Annotated in this window: 13 protein-coding genes; 6 read left to right on the forward strand and 7 right to left on the reverse strand. The window is 56.5% G+C overall.

All coding sequences use genetic code 11. The features are described from left to right. The first annotated feature begins 348 nt into the window (after positions 1–348). On the forward strand, positions 349–1,725 hold the full coding sequence (locus tag NLK58_RS10820; protein WP_341580745.1) for a sigma 54-interacting transcriptional regulator: 1,377 nt from the start codon (positions 349–351) through the stop codon (positions 1,723–1,725). 12 nt (positions 1,726–1,737) lie between these two features. After that, positions 1,738–2,811 (forward strand): transporter, encoded by a 1,074-nt coding sequence (locus NLK58_RS10825; RefSeq protein WP_117618560.1) that lies wholly within the window; start codon positions 1,738–1,740, stop codon positions 2,809–2,811. Between the two features lie 47 nt (positions 2,812–2,858). Here NLK58_RS10825 and NLK58_RS10830 read toward each other — a convergent pair whose 3' ends face one another. From NLK58_RS10830 to NLK58_RS10850, 5 genes are all read right to left on the reverse strand, one after another. Further along, entirely contained in the window at positions 2,859–3,338 is a 480-nt protein-coding gene (locus tag NLK58_RS10830) for a hypothetical protein (RefSeq protein ID WP_227539252.1), read from the reverse strand. A gap of 17 nt (positions 3,339–3,355) precedes the next feature. Continuing rightward, complete coding sequence (locus tag NLK58_RS10835) at positions 3,356–4,048, reverse strand: C39 family peptidase (protein ID WP_117618561.1); 693 nt, start codon at positions 4,046–4,048, stop codon at positions 3,356–3,358. 12 nt (positions 4,049–4,060) lie between these two features. Further along, positions 4,061–4,411 (reverse strand): hypothetical protein, encoded by a 351-nt coding sequence (locus NLK58_RS10840; protein WP_117618562.1) that lies wholly within the window; start codon positions 4,409–4,411, stop codon positions 4,061–4,063. A 59-nt stretch (positions 4,412–4,470) separates the two neighbouring features. Then, a complete protein-coding gene (locus NLK58_RS10845; RefSeq protein WP_341580746.1) occupies positions 4,471–5,562 on the reverse strand; it encodes a hypothetical protein in 1,092 nt (363 codons plus the stop codon). A 374-nt stretch (positions 5,563–5,936) separates the two neighbouring features. Beyond that, the gene (locus NLK58_RS10850) at positions 5,937–7,529 is read right to left on the reverse strand and encodes an isocitrate lyase (protein ID WP_341580747.1); all 1,593 of its coding nucleotides are present in this window, start codon (positions 7,527–7,529) and stop codon (positions 5,937–5,939) included. Positions 7,530–7,807: 278 nt separating this feature from the next. Between NLK58_RS10850 and NLK58_RS10855 the strand changes: the two genes are divergently transcribed. The 3 genes from NLK58_RS10855 to NLK58_RS10865 are packed head-to-tail and all read left to right on the forward strand — an operon-like array spanning position 7,808 to position 10,051. Continuing rightward, complete coding sequence (locus NLK58_RS10855; protein ID WP_341580748.1) at positions 7,808–9,301, forward strand: DUF1538 domain-containing protein; 1,494 nt, start codon at positions 7,808–7,810, stop codon at positions 9,299–9,301. Then, on the forward strand, positions 9,298–9,675 hold the full coding sequence (locus NLK58_RS10860; protein WP_341580749.1) for a transcriptional regulator: 378 nt from the start codon (positions 9,298–9,300) through the stop codon (positions 9,673–9,675). Before NLK58_RS10855 ends, NLK58_RS10860 begins: the two co-directional genes overlap by 4 nt. After that, positions 9,662–10,051, forward strand: a complete 390-nt coding sequence (locus NLK58_RS10865; protein ID WP_117618567.1) for a CBS domain-containing protein — start codon at positions 9,662–9,664, stop codon at positions 10,049–10,051. Before NLK58_RS10860 ends, NLK58_RS10865 begins: the two co-directional genes overlap by 14 nt. A 7-nt stretch (positions 10,052–10,058) precedes the next feature. On the opposite strand, the gene NLK58_RS10870 is transcribed toward NLK58_RS10865, so the two are convergent. Both NLK58_RS10870 and dauA read right to left on the reverse strand, forming a co-directional pair. Then, positions 10,059–12,005: an ion channel DMI1 gene (locus NLK58_RS10870; protein ID WP_117618568.1), complete on the reverse strand. Its 1,947-nt coding sequence runs from the start codon at positions 12,003–12,005 to the stop codon at positions 10,059–10,061. Positions 12,006–12,076: 71 nt separating this feature from the next. Beyond that, positions 12,077–13,828 carry a C4-dicarboxylic acid transporter DauA gene (gene dauA, locus NLK58_RS10875; RefSeq protein ID WP_341580750.1) on the reverse strand — a complete coding sequence of 584 codons (1,752 nt, stop codon included), beginning with the start codon at positions 13,826–13,828 and terminating at the stop codon, positions 12,077–12,079. A gap of 112 nt (positions 13,829–13,940) precedes the next feature. On the opposite strand from dauA, the gene NLK58_RS10880 reads away from it, so the two are divergent. After that, on the forward strand, positions 13,941–14,120 hold the full coding sequence (locus tag NLK58_RS10880; RefSeq protein WP_117618570.1) for a CopG family transcriptional regulator: 180 nt from the start codon (positions 13,941–13,943) through the stop codon (positions 14,118–14,120). Positions 14,121–14,122 lie beyond the last annotated feature (2 nt).

The following is a 14,122-nucleotide window of genomic DNA, read 5'->3' on the forward strand; positions in this document are numbered from 1 at the left end:
ACCTGCATATCAGTATCCCAGCCAGTCAACAACACCTCCGTTAACAAGCCCCTGACACTCACTGTGGCACCCACATCCTTTACTCGCACTCTCCCCCGGTTTACAGACTGTGTCGGCAGACTTTACAGAAAACGTACTGTGACAAAATCCCCCGTTTCTAACCCGCTGAAACGACTGCAAGTGTTTAAACTGGCATACAACCTGAATGTCTGCCAGCAGGAGTTTCGCCTGTTTCCCCAAGCCGTATGCGGTCACAGGGCAGTGACCGGATCGAGCAGTTCCGGTATTACCAGCATTTACTGAACGTTGTGCAGTTCGTTTTCCCGGCAAGTTCTCAGGAGAATCGCCATGCAGAAAAAGCGACCGCTCGTTTGGTTGTCGGCGGTGTACCCGGTTTTCACAACCAGCGAGCCAGTGTTCAGGGACTGGCAGCTGATTCATGTCTCCCTATCAGGCCGGTCGCTCACGGAAATGACACCTGACTCAGGCGCCAGAGTCGGCGTGTTTGATCTTGGTTCACTGACAGGGGATCAACTGGCTCGCCTGCCCGAATGGCTGAACGCCATCCCCGTCCAGCACTGGGTCGCCACGCTGGAGTCTCACCAGATTCAGAACCCCGATATCTGTGCGCTGATAAATCGCTATTGCAAGGACTACCACACACTGCCACTTCAGCCAGACCGGCTCAATGCCATCCTCGGCCACCTGTGGGGCATGTCGGAACTGCAGGAGAAGGCCTCACGGACGAAATCCGGTAGCTATCAAGAATTTGCCCTTGAGGGTGAGTCCCCGGCGATCCAGCAGGTCAGGGTGTTGTTGCAGAAATTCGCCCGCACCGAAGAACCGGTGCTTATCTATGGTGAGAACGGAACCGGTAAGGAAGCGGCTGCCAGCTTTATTCATGACCACTCGTTACGGAGGAACAAGCCGCTGGTCGCCGTGAACTGCGCCGCTTTACCCCGCTCCCTCACCCAGAACGAACTCTTCGGTCATGAAAAAGGCGCGTTTACCCATGCCATGAGTGCCCAGAAAGGCAGATTTGAAGCGGCCAATGGCGGCACCCTGCTACTTATTGGCGTGGATGAGCTCTACCCGGAACAGCAATCGGCGATTTTGCGTTTCCTCCAGGAGGGCCTGATAGAGCGCCTGGGTTCCAGTCATTCCATCAGCGTCGACACACGGCTCATCGCCAGCAGCACGAGACCGCTCGAACAGCTGGTGAAGACCGGGGCTTTCCGGAGTGATGTGTTTTACCGGCTTGGAAGTCTGCATGTGCTTTTGCCGCCGCTGCGGGAGCGGAAGGAAGATATTCCCATGCTAGCCAACCGGATACTCTCGGCCACACCCTCGGCCGAGGGTCCTCGGCACCTCAGTGACGCCGCCATTATCTGCCTTGCCGAACACCCCTGGCCGGGCAATCTCAGGGAACTGCAAAACCGGTTGCGTCAGGCCCTGTTGCTGGGTGACGGCCCCCGAATCGAAGCGGAGGATATGGGCTTTGCCGTTCCTCCCTCAGAAAACCAACACCGGAGCCAGGAACTGTCCCTCGACGCTTTCCGATCCCGGGCGGATCGCCAGGCGATCTCGATAAGTCTCGCACTTGCACACAACAACGTGTCGGCAGCCGCAAGGCTGCTGAACATTTCAAGGGTTTCGTTATACCGGCTGATGGACAAACACCAGTTCCCCCACGGTGCCCACACCCGGCCACCGAAGAATAACTGAAGGAGATTCCCCATGCATAAAAAAACACGCTGGATCATCCCGGTACTCACCCTGGCTGCTCCCATGCTTGCCGCGGCCGCACAGGTCGACAGGGATAGCACACCGGTATCCACTGGCACGGCTGGCCACACAGAGCCGAACGACAACTCGGCTACCGATATTGCATCAATAACTGCTGACCGGGGCATTGTCACCCGCCCGGGCCGCTTCACGATCGAGCCCTCCTTCTCCCATGCGTACAGCAACTCAACGGCGGTTGCGGTGGAAGGTTACACGGTGATACCTGCCCTGCTCATCGGGCTGATCAATATTTCGGAAATCCAGCGCGATATTTTCGTCGGCGCGATGTCACTCAAGTACGGCTTCACCAGTAAGCTTGAAGCGGCGGTTCGTGTACCCTACCTCAGTATCAGTGAGGACTTGAGAGAACGTGAGATTTTCAAGGGCACACCGGTGGATACTCTGCGCGAGTCCTCAGGCGAAGGCCTCGGTGATGTTGAACTCTCGGTTCGTTACCAGCTAACCGATGGCTTGGGCGGCTGGCCATACATTATTGGCGCAATGCGGGTGAAAGCGCCAACCGGAGAGGGCCCTTATGACGTCGAGCGACGGGTAATCGAGGGCGATGATGGCACTCCCATCGGCGTCGAGCTCGGTGATCGCCCCACGGGCACCGGTTTCTGGGCGTTCGAACCAGGTCTCTCATTCATCTACCCGTCGGACCCAGCCGTGCTATTCGGAAACCTGAGTTATGTCTGGACTCTCAAAGAGGAGCAGGGCTTCGAAAACGGGGGCACGGTCGACCCCGGCGACATTGTGCGTTTCGGCTTCGGAATGGGGTTTGCCTTTAACGACCGCACGTCCTTTAGCCTGGGCTATGACCACTCGATCATCCGGAAAACAACGTTCGAGAGGAATAACGATCTGTTTGCCGCCAACTTTGATCGTATACAGATCGGGTCACTATCGTTCGGCTTATCCCAGCGCCTGACGCGCGCCACAAGTCTGAGCCTGACGGTGAGTATAGGAGTTACGGAAAATGCGCCCAACAGCGAAATTACCCTGAAGCTTCCCATCAGTCTCTAGCAGCCTGTCGGACTTAAGGCTGCTAGGCGGACAAGCTGGATAGCCGGTCAGCGGCCAAGCAACTGGACCAACTGATCACTGAGCCGTGCCGGGAACTGATTTCCGGCACCGACATTGTTCAGCTCGATGTTCAGTTGATGCATATTCTGTATCACAGTGCTATCAAGGCTGTTCTGAACGACGGTCATCCAGCCGTTGGGCCCCGCCATATTACTGGATACCCGAGCGCCGCCACTCCGGTTCGCGCTGATAACCTCGACTACTGTTTCCATTTGACTGTCCACCAAACCGCCGTTTACGGTCTGATTAAGATTGGGAATGGTCAAACGATTGATCACCAGGGTGTCACCGTTTATTCCGACGATCTGCTCCAGACCAATACTGATTTCCAGGCTGTCCATCAGGAAGCCACCCCGGTATTCAGACAGTTCCAGATCGCTCAGGGACTCAACACCAAGTGTCAGTTCTGCATGAACAGACGGCGTTAACGTGGTAAAGGAACTAACCAACAAAGCTAGAACTGGCATCCGGACCATCATGATCGTCACCATTCCCTTGAGGAGGGCCAGTAGGGCAGTGTGTGCCCGAGAGAAGGACCTTCCAGACCTGTCTGTGTCGGCGCCCTCGCCACTTGAGGCCAATGTCCGTCGCCGAGAAAGCCCTCTCGCCCTTCTTTGAGATGGCTGCGGATAACAAAGGCGGTGCCGTTCCAGTATTCGCTGAATTGTGCGTAGGAATACACCTTCAGCCCCCGGGCCGGATCCCCCACCAGGACTTCATCGTCACTGATCCCCTTGATCAGAACAAAATGCCGGAAGCCATCAATGTTCAACAACACAATCGTGGGTAAGCGCACCTTCTCCCTGAGGCCGGTCAACGGCATACGGAAACCATCGGCCTTGTACCCTCTGGACTCCAGATAGTGCTTCATATCGAGCATGGAGAAACCTTCCCGGCGCACCTTCTTTTCATCCGCCAACGCAAGCATTTCGATAAAGACATCGTGTTCTGTGACCTGGTCTTCGTAGTGAAAGGACAACAACGAAGCAACAGCTGCGGAGCCGCAACTGAAGTCGTATTGCTGGCGCATGACGCTGTCAAACCGGCGGTTCTCGAAACTGTTTACCTTTAGCCAGAAATCACCACCAATACCCGGCACCGTGACCGAGCCGGCGAAGGCAGTGGACCATAGCAGCCCGGCACTTGCGCAGATCGCAACAAGAACCTTTCTGGCCATGGCCCACCTCCGTCAGCGGTTAATCAGTATGTTGATTTGGGTACTGTCCTGAATGACCACCTGGTTACCGGTGTTCTGGATAACCGTGGCAACCCCGCTCATGTTACCGAACGCGTTGTCGGAAATACTGTTATTACCAGTGACAACATTACCCGACAGCAGGTTATCGGACACATTCGCATTTTGCTGGTTATCGTTAATCTGCCACTGCATCGGGACTCCCTGGCGACCGCTTGAATCCGCCAACTGATCTGCCGACAATGGCGTGGCCTCCATCCACTCCTCGGCCGATACAAATCCCGTTGCCCCGAACATTAACGCCAGCAAGGCAGCCTTCAGTTTCCATCTGATGACACGACCCATGGCAGTTCTCCCGGAATAACCGGGCCGCACCCGCTACAGGCAGGTGCGACCTGGATTCCTTATTGGGTGCCGCCACCGCTACCGGTGGACAGGTTGGACATTACACTGACATTAGCCTGTGTAACGCTGCCATTACCTGCGTTCTGGGCAAATGCCCCGACGCCGTTGAAGTTCGCTGAGCCACCGGAGATTTCGTTGCTGTTGCGAACTATGGTGTAGGAGCCGTCAGCGTTGGCACTACCGTATGTGGTTGCAGTACCCGATACGGTGCCGTTCAGATCGGCGCTATTCAGGAACACATCCAGATCCAGGGCCAGGGAGTTATCGGAACTGTCATTGCCACTGTCAGACACGGTGGTGTTTCCGCTGTCCGCAACGTTGGTGGAGTTATCGGAGCTGTTATTTCCGCTATCGGCAACGTTGGTGGAGTTGTCGGAGTTATCGGAGTTGTCGGAGTTGTCGGAGTTGTCCGAATTATCCGAGTTGTCGGAGTTATCGGAGTTGTCCGAATTGTCCGAGTTATCCGAGTTATCGTTGCCACTGTTAGCGATCTTGAATGAATCGTTCACACTGGTGCTGTTATCCGAATTGTCCGAGTTGTCGGAGTTATCAGAGTTATCCGAATTGTCCGAGTTATCGGAGGCATCCGAATTATCGGTATTGCCACTGTCAGCGATCTTGAACGCATCGTTCACACTGGTGCTGTTATCCGAATTGTCCGAGTTATCCGAATTGTCCGAGTTATCGGAGTTATCGGAGTTATCGGAGGCATCCGAATTATCGGTATTGCCACTGTCAGCGATCTTGAACGAGTCGGCCACGTCGGTGCTGTTATCCGAATTGTCCGAGTTATCGGAGTTATCAGAGTTATCGGAGGCATCCGAATTATCGGTATTGCCGCTGTCAGCGATCTTGAACGAGTCGGCCACGTCGGTGCTGTTGTCCGAGTTATCCGAGTTATCCGAATTGTCGGTATTGGTGGAGTTGTCGTTGCCAGAGTCGGTATTGCCGGATTGGTCATTATTGGCCGTGGAGGTATTATCCGCATTGGTGTTCGGATCTCCGTCACCCCCCTGGTCCGCATAGGCAAAACCGGAAACACCCAGACTCATTGCGATGGCAGCTGCTAGCAAACTTTTTTTGGTATTCATAATATCGCTTCCTTTTCGATTATTGGCTTTTAAGGGATCCGACCCAACCCGCTAGCCTTCAGGTAAGCCAAGGTCCAGACCCGCCAGAGAAATGGAGCGATTCTCGTGCCAGAATTAAAAAAAAATACCTAAGCCAATATTTCTAAAGGCTTTTTATTTTTATTGCGTGAACGGGAAGCTTTCGCGGGGATGGAGAACTGTTTCAGGGATGAAACAGGCAGGGTGCGTGGAAAACATCGAAACCGAGGTTTATGCCGTGGTTTCAGACACATACACCGAAACGACAGTGTCAAAAAAACAAAACCCCGCAACGGGCGGGGTTTCGGGCTTGAAGCGAGCATTCAAGCCCGCTTCAGCAACACCTGAGCCTTCGATTAACCGAACTGGTTCATGGTGTTGTCTTTACCACCGGCTTTCAGGGCCGCTTCACCGGCGAAGAATTCCTTGTGGTCGTCACCGATGTTGGAACCCGCCATATCCTGGTGCTTGACGGTGGCGATGCCCTGACGAATTTCCTTGCGCTGTACACCGGCAACGTAGGCCAGCATGCCTTCGTCACCGAAATAGCCCTTGGCCAGGTTGTCGGTAGACAGGGCCGCGGTGTGGTATGTCGGCAGCGTGATCAGGTGGTGGAAGATACCCGCTTCACGTGATCCGTCACGCTGGAAGTTACGGCACCATTCGTCAGCCAGCTGACCCAGCTCGGTGTTGTCATACTCTTCGTTCATCAGCTTGGCGCGCTCGTAGGCCGATACATCCTTGCCTTCTTCCTTCCAGGCGTCGAATACCTGCTGACGGAAGTTCAGGGTCCAGTTGAAGGACGGGCTGTTGTTGTACACCAGCTTGGCGTCGGGCACCACTTCCTTGATGCGGTTAACCATGGCCGCGATCTGGCCAACGTGCGGCTTCTCGGTTTCGATCCACAGCAGGTCGGCACCGTTCTGCAGGCTGGTGATGCAATCCAGCACAACACGGTCTTCGCCGGTGCCCGGCTTGAACTGGAACAGGCCAGAGGCCAGACGCTTCGGACGAACCAGCTGGCCGTCCTGCTTGATCACAACGTCGCCGTTGTTGATGTCTTCGGCCTTCTCGATAACCTCACCGTCGATGAAGCTGTTGTACTGGTCACCCAGATCGCCCGGCTCGTTGGTCACGGCGATTTTCTGGGTCAGGCCCGCGCCCAGGGAGTCAGTACGGGCAACGATAACACCGTCATCAACACCGAGCTCGAGGAACGCCAGACGCACGGCGTTGATCTTGGAGAGGAAGTCGGCGTGCGGAACGGTAACCTTGCCGTCCTGGTGACCACACTGCTTCTCATCAGACACCTGGTTCTCGATCTGGATGCAGCAGGCACCCGCTTCGATCATCTGCTTGGCCAGCAGGTAGGTCGCTTCGGCGTTACCGAAACCGGCGTCGATGTCGGCAATGATCGGCACAACATGAGTTTCGTGGTTATCGATCTGCCTGATCAGCTCGTCAGCCTTGGCGTTGTCGCCGGCGTTCTCGGCTTCTTCCAGGGCACGGAACAGGTGGTTCAGTTCCCAGGCATCGGCTTGGCGCAGGAAGGTGTACAGCTCTTCAATCAGGCCGGATACGGCGGTCTTCTCATGCATGGACTGATCCGGCAGCGGGCCGAACTCGGAACGCAGAGCAGCAACCATCCAGCCCGAGAGGTACAGGTAACGACGCTTGGTGGTACCGAAGTGCTTCTTGATGGACAGCATCTTCTGCTGGCCGATAAAGCCGTGCCAGCAGCCCAGGGACTGGGTGTACTGGGAAGTGTCATTGTCGTAGTTCGCCATGTCTTCGCGCATGATCTTGGCGGTGTACTTCGCGATATCCAGACCGGTCTTGAACTTGTTCTGTGCGCGCATGCGAGCGGCGTGCTTCGGGTTGATAGCGTTCCAGGTCGGGTGCTGCTTCAAAAGGGAAGCGATCTGGTCAACGTCTTGTGCGTAGGGCATGGTCTCAATCCTTTCTACGTTGGTTTTCTAAGTCGATGCGGAGAAGCGTACAGCAACTTCCGAAGCCAACAACCTGCTCACTTTTTGAGCGAAGCGCTGACATTGATGGTTACTTTAGTGGTTTCAAATTTATAATTGAAATTTATATAATCTATTTTCGGCATTTTTTTGGTGAATGAAGAACAGGATCGGCTTTTGAGATGGATCAACGCTGAAACAGTAGCTATTGTTATTGTGAACAATGATCATTTCCCATCAGAATCCATCAGGCGTGAATAGTGTTCTATCTGCGAGCTTTCAGTCATTCCCTTCTGCACGCCCTGAAGAACCTGTTTCCAATCATCGCTGTCGTGGCCTTCTTTCAGCTCGTCATTCTCCAGCAAGTGCCGGAAAACACATTGGCGATGGCCGTTGGCTTACTGATCGTGGCTGTGGGGGTTGCCCTGTTCCTCCAGGGCCTTGAATTAAGCATTTTTCCGGTCGGCAAGAGTCTCTCCAATCAGTTTGCCCGACGGGGTTCAGTGCCCATTCTGCTTTCGTTCGGCTTTGCCATGGGTTTCTCGGCGGTGGTGGCAGAACCCGCGCTGATTGCCGTAGCCCAGCAGGCCGAGGAAATCAGCGAAGGCAGGATCAAAGCCCTGACGCTCAGGATACTGGTAGCCGTCTCTGTCGGGCTGGTGGTTGCCCTCGGCGTGTTCAGAACCATCTTCGGTTACCCGCTGCACTGGTTCATGATCATCGGCTATATCGTGGTTGTCATCATCACTGGGTTTGCGCCGCCGGAGATTGTCGGACTCGCCTACGATTCCGGCGGTGTGACCACCAATATCGTCACCGTTCCCCTGATTGCAGCCCTGGGCATTGGTCTTGCTGCCTCCATCCGCGGGCGTAATCCGCTAATGGACGGGTTCGGACTGGTCGCGCTTGCAGTCATGGTGCCCATGATCACCGTTCAGCTGTACGGGATTGTTGTCTATTCCGGGGAAACCGCGGATCCGTCCGTTTTGCCGGCTCTGGTTGCCAATGCAAATGTGGAGGACGCCCCGCTTGTGCTCGCGATGTTGCTGGACCTGGCTGAAATGGTCCGTGATGTGCTCCCGATCATTATCACCATCCTGTTCTTCCAGTACCTGGTCCTGCGCCGGGGGCTGACCAATCCCCGCAGGATTCTGTCCGGATTTGCACTGGTTGTCCTGGGGCTCTATGCCTTCGTTGTCGGCCTGAAACTGGGCCTGTTTCCCATTGGCACCAGCATGGCCGAGCAGTTGATGAGCATGGAGGGTTTCGCCTTCGTCTACCTCTTTGCGTTCATGATCGGTTTTGCCACCACCATGGCCGAACCTGCGCTGATCGCTATCGGGCACCAGGCAGAACAGGCGGCGGCCGGAACCATCAATGGCAACGCCATCAGGATCATCGTGGCGGTCGGGGTGGCCGTGGGCATAACCCTCGGAGTACACCGGATTATCAGTGGCGATTCGATTCACCATTACATCATCGGCGGCTATATTCTGGTCATCTTTCTGACCGCGCTGGCACCCAGGTACATCATTCCCCTGGCCTATGATCTCGGTGGCGTCACCACCTCCGAGGTCACCGTGCCCCTGGTGACCGCACTGGGCATCGGCCTGGCGAGCAGCATAGAGGGCCGTAACGTACTGATCGACGGTTTTGGCCTGATTGCCTTCGCGTCGATCTTTCCGATTGTTACGGTGATGAGCTATGCCATTATTGTTGAAATGCTTGCAAAGCAAAGGAAAACAGAGCCATGAAATTTTCCGTACTGGTTGCCATTGTTCCCGAGGATCAGGAGCAGAACTGTGTTGATGCGGCAAGAGACCTGGGCGCCGGGGGCATAACGGTGCTGTCGGGCCGGGGCATCAGTAACACCGCCAGGAAGACGTTCTTCGGGCTGACCTACGACGGCAGCCAGAGCGTTTTGCTGATGGTACTGGAGAAGGGCCTTTCACTTGATATTCTGAAATCCATCCAGAAAATTCTCATGCCAGACCACACCGATTCACAGGGACTTGTGTTCACCCTCCCCCTGGAACACCTGGGTGGGATCGATTTGTCACAGGTCGAGAAATTCGAACAACACCTGAAATGTTCACTGTATCCGGAGAACAACAATGAAACTGGTTAAAGATGTGATGGTCCGGGACATTATCACCATTACTCCGTTTGCCACCATCCGTGAGGCGCTCTCTCTGATGAAGAGGCACTCGGTGAAATCACTGGTGGTGGAGAAACAGAGCGAACACGATGCCTGGGGATTGATCACCTATACCAACGTGCTGAAAACCGTGATTGCGGAAGACGGCGACATTGACCTTCTGAATGTTTACGACGCCTGCGCCAAACCTGTCATCAGTGTCGGTGAGAGCCTGAATGTCCGGCATGCGGCAAGTCTGATGAGTATGTATCGAGTGAAGCGCCTTCTGGTGCTGGCGGACAATGACCTGAAAGGCTTTGTGGTGATGGATGACATTATGGCCGCCCTGCTCGAAAGCATCGACTGAAAACCGTTCAGGTCAGGCACAGCACCACCAGCCGGTCACCAGGCTGTAGCTCAAGATAGTCCTTGCGGGGCGGATTCAGTTGGAGGTGGCGTCCACGCTCATTCTCCTTGTGCCGGAAGATACCCAGAGCCAGCTCACCTTCCGCCGCCACCGTCTTCTCCAGAACCTGGAACGTGGCGCTGGCTGGCAACGGGTAATCCGCGGGATCCCGGAACTGGATTTCGGCCCCGCCGACGGTGAACAGCTCATCCAGAACCACCCGGAGTTCCCGCCTCAAGGCGACCTGGGCCAGGACGTGACTCAGAATCATCGGGCTGATCAGCATTTCACTCTGGTGCCCGTACAACAGGTGCCGGTTGTCCGGATCGCTCAGTTCCATAATCAACTGGGGCCGCCTTGGGGACTCGGCCAGGATGTCCTCAAGCTGGAGATACCCCACCATGGCCCGGGCATCCGCTTCTTCCCCCGATGCCAGCCGGTCGCTACTGAGCAGGATTATTGTGTCGTAGCCCGCCGGCTGAACCCGGCGGAGCTCCCCCTCCACCATGTAGTCCGCCTCGATATGGCCACAGGCCACCCGGCCGTGGCCTTCAACATACCGGGCAATGGCCTGTTCCCGCTCGCCTTTTGGCACCACGGAAACAAGGTCCAGCTCGAAGCTGCGATGGCCGTAACTTTCAAACTCAGCCACCAGGCTCGGAACCCGCCGATTCCAGCCAAGGACCAGCACACGGTGGTTGTTCTGATCCGGCGGGCGTGCCACGCGGGCCGCCTCGCCCCTGGCAATTGCCGGCATTGCCGGCTTTTTCGGATCGGGTTCGGTCTCGACGTAATCCCGGGCCATCATCACCACCCGGTCTTCCGTGTCGATCCGCGTGTCGGACGGCGCCAGCAAGCACACCTCCCAGCCAGCCACCCCGCGCCTCAGCAATCCCAGCACAATAACTTCAGGCCGTGCCGAAGCCAGCTCTCCAAGCGTCAACCCAGCCACCGACTCGCCACCCCGGATATAGATTTCATTACCGTCACCGGCGGTAAGCAACTCGTTAAAGATTTCCGACAGCCCCGGGTGAAGGATGTTCTGAACCATCAACCGGCTAATGGTGGCATCGCCGGCAACCACTTCCACCGCCCCTGGATAGGCCCGCTCAATCACCGGCAGCTTCCGTACATCCTGGATCTCTGCCACCACGAACGGCAACGAAGCCTGCAGATACCTTGCCTGCGCGGCGATGGAGAGCAGCGCCTTGACTGTTTCCACGTCCGATGTCACCAGACTGCCCGCCTCGTGGGTCGCGCTGGGCACAATCACCGCCGCGGCGTCCAGACAAGCCACCCGATGAAGTGCATCCGGCTGGATAGCCGACCCGGAGCGCAGAATGATCTGCCGGGCTCGTCGGCCAATGCCGGGCTCGTTTCGCAATTCGTGAACCTGCTGTGCCGATGCTTCTTCTGACAGCACAACCAGATTCAGCCTCTGGGTAGCGTGCTTTTCCAGGAACCGGCGTACTCGGCCGCTGGAGCCCAGCAATTCCGACAGCAGCGGCAGGGTCTGGCTGGTCCACCCCAGTACCACCACATGATTTTTCAGGGTTACCGGGGTAAGCCCACGCTCGAGCTCTGCCATTTTGGCAATCAACCACCGAGTCAGGATCGCCACCAGCGTACCCATGAACACGACATAGCCACTGATGGTCAGCAGGGTTGAGACAAACCGCTGCCAGGTACCCACATCGTCACCCAGATAACCGGGATCGGTCAGTCGCAGGAACGCCCACCAGATGGCCGAGCCCGGGTCCTCCAATTCCCCGCCCTGAGACACCACCAGCAGGCCGCCGACCAGAGAGATCAGGCCGATAAACACACCAACGACCAGGAGCTGAAACCCCGCCCCCTTGACCAGTTGGCGTTCCACAATAAATTTCAGGCGGTCGATCAGCCGGAAAGGCAGCATGGCATTCCTCTTGTCCAGAGCGTTTTCAATGCCTAAGGGTAAACTATCCGGGGACTTTAAGAATCAACGTTTTATCCGGAGGGCTGATCAGATTCAGAAGCGGGGTTACTGATCAGACGCAAGGCTTCTTCCAGGGAGGAAGTATAGCGGCTGACGCCGGACACCGGCGTCACACCAGCGCGAGCCAGGGTCCTCAGCGGCTGGAACTGGAGATCGGCAATGACAATCCGCGTGCCGTCGTGCTCGCAGGTGTCAATCAGCTTGTTCAGGGCAGACAGGCCCCCGGCATCAAGAATAGTGACGCCGTCCATATACAGGATAAACCCGCGGGCCTCCCGGGACAGTTCCGCCAGTTCTCCGAAAATCCTGTCGGCGGCCGCAAAGAACAGTGGCCCGTTGATTTTGAACACCTGCCAGCCGTCAGGCAGGCCAGAGTCAGCAACCCGTCTGTTCAGCGTGATGTCCGTCACCTTGGTCATCTGGGCCATTTCACGCATGAAGAGAACCGCCGCCAGCAAAACCCCGGTGGTGATCGCGATCACCATATCCAGCAACACCGTAAGCCAAAAGCAGGTGAGGAAAACAAGGATATCGCTACGTGGCACTGTTTTCAGAAGATGCACGGATTTGGGCGCCTCGCTCATATTCCAGGCCACCATCACCAGCAGCGCTGCCATGGCCGGCATGGGCAGAAAAGCCAACAGGCCAGCCAGCGAGACCAGCGCCAGCAGAACCACCAGAGAGTGAATCATTGCCGATACCGGGGACTCGGCACCGGCCCGGTAGTTGGCCGCGGAGCGTGCAATGGCAGCCGTGGCGGTAATGCCGCCGAAAAACGGGACAATAATGTTCCCCAGACCCTGCCCCATCAACTCACTGTTGGCACTGTGGCGCTTACCGGTCATGCCATCGAGTACCACCGCGCACAGCAGGGACTCGATGGCACCGAGCATGGCGATGGCGAAGGCCGCCGGCAGCAGTTCCCGGACCAGGGTCCAGGACAGTCCGATCGGTTCGCCGGAAGCGCCCATCTGCCGCCACGGCCAGGCGAACTCGGGCAAAAACGGCGGAATACCCGCCCCCATACTGCCATCGGGCATCAGATAGCTGAACCTTGAGCCGATGGTTTCGATGGATGCGCCGCTGGCATTGAACCACAGGGCAAGCAAGCTACCGACAATGACAGCCGGGAGGTGCGGCGGCACGGGGGTTTTCAGTCTCGGCCAGAGCAGCATCACCGCAAGGGTTACGCCGGCCACCAGAGTACTCATCCCATCCAGTTCCGGCAGTGCGCTGGCCAGCACCGCCAGCTTGTCCCAGTAGTGCTCAGGCATATCGCCAACCGGCAGGCCAAAAAAGTCCCGGACCTGAAGGGTGGCGATCACCACCGCAATGCCACCAGTAAACCCCAGGGTTACCGATTCGGGAATGTACTCAATAAACCGGCCCAGTCGCATCAAAGCCATAATCATCAGCAACACCCCCGACATCAGGGTTGCCAGCAGCAAGCCACCCAGCCCGTAGGTCTGGGCAATCGGGTATAAAATGACCACAAAGGCAGCGGTGGGGCCGGATATACTGAAACGACTGCCTCCGGTCAGGGCAATCACAAAACCGGCAATGATGGCGGTGTAAAGCCCGTACTGGGGCGCAACACCACTGGCGATTGCCAGAGCCATGGCCAGTGGGATGGCAATGATCCCCACCGTGACACCGGCCAAAAGATCACGCAGGAACCGGCGGCCGCTGTAGCGTTCATCCAGACAGGATTCGCGAAGGGCATGGGCCAGCCGGAGGGAAAACAGGTGCGCGCGGTGGGGCATGAAAGTCTCGTTTATTGCAACACGTCGGGTTAGATTATATGCTCACCACATCCACATTCAATGTTAATCTGATTAACATATAACGAGCATTTCACAGAGAAATGAGTACCCCATGGAAAACCGCACTGCCCGTCTGACATTATTGATCGACCCGGAAAAAAAGGCCGCCTTTGAAGAACTCTGCAAGCAGGAGGATGTAACGCCCTCCCAAAAAGTCCGCCAGTTTATCCGGGAATACGTGGAGGAAAGGCTGGGGCCAGACTGGCGCGAAGATCGCAAAAACAGATCCTGATG

It is taken from the genome of Marinobacter metalliresistant (genome assembly GCF_038098645.1).
In the GTDB taxonomy this organism is placed as follows: Bacteria; Pseudomonadota; Gammaproteobacteria; order Pseudomonadales; family Oleiphilaceae; genus Marinobacter; species Marinobacter metalliresistant.